This is a genomic window from Acrocarpospora sp. B8E8 (assembly GCF_039871605.1).
Lineage (GTDB): Bacteria > Actinomycetota > Actinomycetes > Streptosporangiales > Streptosporangiaceae > Acrocarpospora > Acrocarpospora macrocephala.
Map to the genome: position 1 here is coordinate 1 of NZ_JBDPLV010000160.1, position 4,927 is coordinate 4,927.

Annotated in this window: 6 protein-coding genes; 5 read left to right on the forward strand and 1 reads right to left on the reverse strand. The window is 66.9% G+C overall.

The window, feature by feature from the left end; translation table 11 throughout:
• The 5 genes from ABGB08_RS54135 to ABGB08_RS54155 form a co-directional block, all read left to right on the forward strand.
• On the forward strand, positions 1–773 hold a 773-nt coding region (locus ABGB08_RS54135), incomplete at its 5' end, for a glycosyltransferase family 4 protein (RefSeq protein ID WP_347608273.1).
• A 240-nt stretch (positions 774–1,013) separates the two neighbouring features.
• Positions 1,014–1,988, forward strand: coding sequence for a TerC family protein (locus tag ABGB08_RS54140; protein WP_347608276.1), 975 nt, complete (start codon positions 1,014–1,016; stop codon positions 1,986–1,988).
• Between the two features lie 122 nt (positions 1,989–2,110).
• A complete protein-coding gene (locus ABGB08_RS54145; protein ID WP_347608279.1) occupies positions 2,111–2,752 on the forward strand; it encodes a phosphatidylserine decarboxylase in 642 nt (213 codons plus the stop codon).
• Positions 2,739–3,608, forward strand: coding sequence for a CDP-diacylglycerol--serine O-phosphatidyltransferase (gene pssA, locus ABGB08_RS54150; RefSeq protein WP_347608282.1), 870 nt, complete (start codon positions 2,739–2,741; stop codon positions 3,606–3,608). The genes ABGB08_RS54145 and pssA overlap by 14 nt, the downstream gene beginning before the upstream one ends.
• 64 nt (positions 3,609–3,672) lie before the next feature.
• On the forward strand, positions 3,673–3,966 hold the full coding sequence (locus ABGB08_RS54155; protein ID WP_347608285.1) for a hypothetical protein: 294 nt from the start codon (positions 3,673–3,675) through the stop codon (positions 3,964–3,966).
• 167 nt (positions 3,967–4,133) lie between these two features.
• Here ABGB08_RS54155 and ABGB08_RS54160 read toward each other — a convergent pair whose 3' ends face one another.
• On the reverse strand, positions 4,134–4,772 hold the full coding sequence (locus ABGB08_RS54160; RefSeq protein WP_347608288.1) for an MBL fold metallo-hydrolase: 639 nt from the start codon (positions 4,770–4,772) through the stop codon (positions 4,134–4,136).
• Between the last annotated feature and the right edge of the window lie 155 nt (positions 4,773–4,927).

Here is a 4,927-nt window from a genome sequence, read left to right on the forward strand (position 1 = left end):
GGCTTGTGGTGACGCTGCATAACGCTTTGACGGCTGGGGGAGTCGTGGGGGCGGTTTATGGGGTGCTGGAGAGGGTTGTGGCTCGGCGGGCGGATCGGGTGTTGGTGGTTTCGCCTGATCTGGGGGAGCGGATGCGGGAGTTGGGGGCTCGGTGGGTGGGGGCGGCTGTGGTGCCCGCGCCTGAGATCCGGGAGAGCGGGCGGGGTGCGGCGGAAGTCCGGGAGGAGCTGGGGGAGGGGGCTGTCGTTCTGACGGTGGCACGGCTGGCCCAGCAGAAGGGGTTGGAGGTGTTGCTGGAGGCGGCGTCAGGGGCGTACCCGGAGAAAGTGGTCTTCGTCGTTGCCGGAGAAGGGCCGTTGCGGGGGGAACTGGAGGAGCGGATCGCGGCGGGAGGGCTGCCGGTTCGGTTGCTGGGGGAGCGGGGGGATGTGGGGGATCTTTTGAGGGTCGCGGCGGTTTACGTGGTGCCGAGCTGGTGGGAGGGGCAGCCGCTGACGGTGCAGGAGGCGTTGCGGGCGGGGGTGCCGATCGTCGGGACCCGGGTGGGGGGAATTCCCGGCATGGTGGGCGACGCGGGGTTGCTGGTGCCGCCGGGGGATGGGAAGGCGATCCGGGACGCGGTCGTACGGGTGCTCAGCGAGCCGGGGCTGGCGGAAAAGCTGGGGAAAGCGGCGGCGGAGCGGGGGCGGCGGCTGCCCACCGAGGCGGACGCGGTTCAGGCGGTGTTGCGGGCCTATGCCCGGGACGCCGCACCGGGCGAGCCCGGGAATTAAACGCGTGAGCAAAGGGTTCCCCAAGGTGATTCCAAGAAGAACAGGGCCCCAACGGTAGGTCAGGTTCTATGGGATCCCTATACTGAGACCGTTGGGGGGGAGTATCCCTTCGTGACAGTCCCGTCATCACGGCTTTAGAGCCCGGGGCTGTCGGTCTGTCTGGGCATGATCGATATGTGCCTGGCGGGCGGGAGAGACCTCCGGCAGTGTGTATTGTCGCGCGCCGGAGGGGCTACTGCTGTGAACATTCCTGCCTGGGGTTGGGCCGCCGTCATCATCGGCCTGTTGATCGTGATCGCCTTCGACCTGTGGATCGTGGACCGCGGCGAGGCGAAGGAGTTCTCGTTCCGCCAGGCGGGATTCTGGGTCGGCTTCTACGTCGCGCTGGCCGTGCTCTTCGGCATCGGACTGCTGATCTTCGCGGGGCCGACGGAATCCGGCGAGTTCTTCGCGGGCTATCTCACCGAATACAGCCTCAGTGTCGACAACCTGTTCATCTTCTTCATCATCATGTCGAGATTCGCGGTGCCGAGGGAGTATCAGCACAAGGTTCTGCTGATCGGCATCCTGATCGCCCTGGTGATGCGCGGCATCTTCATCGCGATCGGCGCCGCCGCCCTCAACCAGTTCCACTGGCTGTTCTACGTGTTCGGCGTCTTCCTGATCTACACCGCGTACACCCTGATCCGCGACCACGGCAAGCACGAGGACGACTTCGCCGAGAACATCCTGCTCCGCTCCGCCCGCCGCTGGTTCCGCACCACCCCGGACTTCGTCGGCTCCAAGACGATCGTCAAGATCGACGGCAGGCGCATGGTCACCCCGATGCTCATCGTGATGATCGCCATCGGCACCACCGACCTGCTGTTCGCGCTGGACTCCATCCCCGCGATCTTCGGCCTCACCCAGGACGCCTTCATCGTCTTCACCGCCAACGCGTTCGCCCTGATGGGCCTGCGCCAGCTGTACTTCCTGCTCGGCGGCCTGCTGCAGCGGCTGGTCTACATCAGCTACGGCCTGTCGTTCATTCTCGCCTTCATCGGAGTCAAACTCGTCCTCGAAGCGATGCACGACACGGTCTCGTGGGCGCCGGAGATTCCCATTTCGGTCTCGCTGGGTGTCATTATCGTGACCATGGTCGTGACCACCCTGCTGAGCCTGATGAAGTCCCGCAGGGACGCCATCGCCGCCCCGGCCGAAGCGGAGCAGCACTAGCGCAACGACCGGGGAGGCGCTTTGCTTGTCTCGTTGTGGCCGTGTAAAGACGGTGGGATCGGTAACATAGGTAGTTAAGTCACATTACGGTCCCTAGTCGCAAAAGAGTACAAAGGCTCCCAGTGTCGAACGATTCTGTTAGTCCTCGCGCGCTCCGGCTGGCGCGCGGGGTGTCCCCGTGGCTGGCTCCGACCGCCGCGGCGGCGGCCGTCACAGCCATCCTCACCCGGAGGTCCGCCAAGTGGGCGTTCGCGGCGGTGCCGCTGGCCGCGCTCACCGGCGGCATGCTCTGGTTCTTCCGCGACCCGGAGCGCAGGCCCGGCTTCGGGCGGCTGCTCTCGCCCGCCGACGGCGTGGTGCAGAGCATCGACCCGCTCCAGGACGGCCGGACCCGGGTGGCGATCTTCATGAGCCCGGTGAACGTGCACGTCAACCGTGCCCCGGCCGCCGGAACGGTGACCTCGGTCGAGCATGTCTCCGGCGGGTTCACGCCGGCGTTCAACAAGGACAGCGACAAGAACGAGCGGGTGGTGTGGCATTTCGACACCCCGCTCGGCGACATCGAGATGGTGCAGATCGCGGGCGCGGTGGCGCGCCGGATCATTCCGTACGTCCCGGTGGGGGCGAAAGTCGCCCAGGGGGACCGAGTCGGGCTCATCCGGCTGGGTTCGCGGGTCGATGTCTACCTGCCGGAGGGGATCCAGCCCGCGGTCACCGTGGGCGACAAGACGGTGGCGGGGGTGACCCGCATTGACCGCGCCTGATCTCGGGGCGAGGGGCACGGCGGGCTGGTCCATCGACGCCCCGATCGAAGCCTCCATCGACACCTCGATCGAGGAGACCGAGGAGCCGCGCGGCCCGGTGGGCAAGGCGTTCCGGCTCTCCGCCGCCGACTCGCTCTCGCTCGGCAACGCCCTGTCCGGCTTCCTGTCCGTGGTCGTGCTCGCCTACTCGGCGATCGACCAGCTCAAGGTGGACGGCAAGTTCGAGCCCGATCCCCGCTTTTTCGGCACCGCCGTGGTGCTGCTGCTCATCGGCGCCACCTGCGACCTGTTCGACGGCCTGGTGGCCCGCCGTTTCCGCGCGTCCGCGATGGGCGCCGAGCTGGACAACCTGGCCGACGTGATCAGCTTCGGCTTCGCGCCCGCGTTCATGGTGGTCATCTGGGGTGGTTTCGCCGAACGGCTGCCGCTCTGGCTGGTCCTGGCCGCGGCCGGATCGGTGCTGCTCGCCGGGGTGATCCGGCTGGCCAGGTTCGCCTGCGTGAAGACCAAGAGCGGCGACTTCATGGGGTTGCCCATCCCGATGGGCGCGATGACCGTGGTGTCGATCGTGCTGCTGTTCCAGCCGACGGTGTGGACGATCGGGGGCATCTTCGCGGTGGCCTGGCTGATGGTCAGCCGGGTCGAGTATCCCAAGCCGAAGGGCAACCTGGCGGCCTTGGTGCTCGGCTGGATGATGATCAACGTGGCCTGCCTGACCATCTGGGCGGCCGGGCTTGCCGGTGGCGACGAGCTCATCCAGGTGGGCGCGATCATGCAGATCGCCATCGTGTCGGCCATCCCGCTGCGGGTGCTGATGTTCAAGCGCTCCCAGCGCAAGGAGCGGAGCTCCATCTGAGGGAACGGGGTCCGCACGATTCGGGCCCCTTTTCCCGCTGGCGGGCTTGACGTTCAATGGAGGCATGACCGCTACGCCCCGTGAGCAGTCCCAGACCTACCTTCTCGGCAAGCTGGCCAGAGAGCTCGAGCTCAGGGGGATAAAGGTGGCATTGCACACAAATCCCACCTCACTCAGGGTGATCGTTTCTGGTTCTGCCGCCGAGACGGTGGAATGCGTGGACGCCGCCGACGGCTGGTTCTACTGCTGGTCGTGGGGCGACATCGTGGAAAGCGCCGACGACCCGTCCGCCGCGGCCGACCGAATCCTCCGCTCTTTCGGCACCCCGATGCCGCCTCCCCGACCCAGCCTCGACTGAGACCGCCAACCTAGTAGCGCCTCCAGAATGAGCAGGTTGCCGACCGCTCGCCGCTATCCGGCGCCGTTCACGCAGGCGGTGGTTCTCACCGCCCCGGCGCCAGAAGATTGCCCAACCCGAGGTCGCCAAACGCGAGATCGCCTAACGCGAGATCGCCAAACCTGAGGTCACCAGCCTCGGGCGCGCCATTCCGGCAGGGCCGGGCGTTCGGCGCCGAGTGTGGTGTCCTTGCCGTGGCCGGGGTAGACCCAGGTCTCATCCGGGAAACGATCGAAGACGCGCTCCACCACGTCGGTGTAGAGCTGGTCGAAACGCTGCGGGTCCTTCTGGGTGTTGCCCACCCCGCCGGGGAACAGCGAGTCGCCGGTGAAGATGTGGCCGGGGTAGTAGATCGCGATCGATCCCGGCGTGTGCCCGCGCAGGTGCACCACCTCCAGGCTGAGCACGCCGATGGCGATCCGGTCCCCGTGCTCCACCTCGCGGGAGCGGACCGGCAGCGCCGGCGCGTCCAGCGGATGCGCGATCGGCGTCGCGCCGGTCGCCTTCGCCACCGCGGCCAGCGCCTGCCAGTGATCCTGATGCTGGTGCGTGGTGACGATCGAGCTGATCGGCATCTTCCCGATCAGGTCGAGAATACGATCGGGCTCGGCGGCGGCGTCGATGAGCAGCCCGTCGCCGGTCTCCTTACACCGCAGCAGGTACACGTTGTTCCCGAACCCCCCCACTTCGATCTTGGCTATGGTCAGCCTGTCCAGCTCCCGCACAGCGGCGGGCCCGCCCTGGACAACGTCTCCCGTATAGCTCATGACTCTGCTTCCTATTCGTTGAGCATTACTGCTCGGATCGGATAATTCGCTCTCCGCCCGGTGGGGCTGGAGTCCTGGACCGGCAGTCTGGTCCGTCGGCGATCGGCCCGTTCCTGGATGATCTGCTTGACCCGCGTGTGCGGGGTGTACAGGGA

Excerpts from the sequence above, each read along its gene's own strand:
- ABGB08_RS54160 (WP_347608288.1), bottom strand. The coding sequence starts at position 4,772 with ATGAGCTATACGGGAGACGTTGTCCAGGGCGGGCCCGCCGCTGTGCGG.
- ABGB08_RS54155 (WP_347608285.1), top strand. The coding sequence starts at position 3,673 with ATGACCGCTACGCCCCGTGAGCAGTCCCAGACCTACCTTCTCGGCAAG.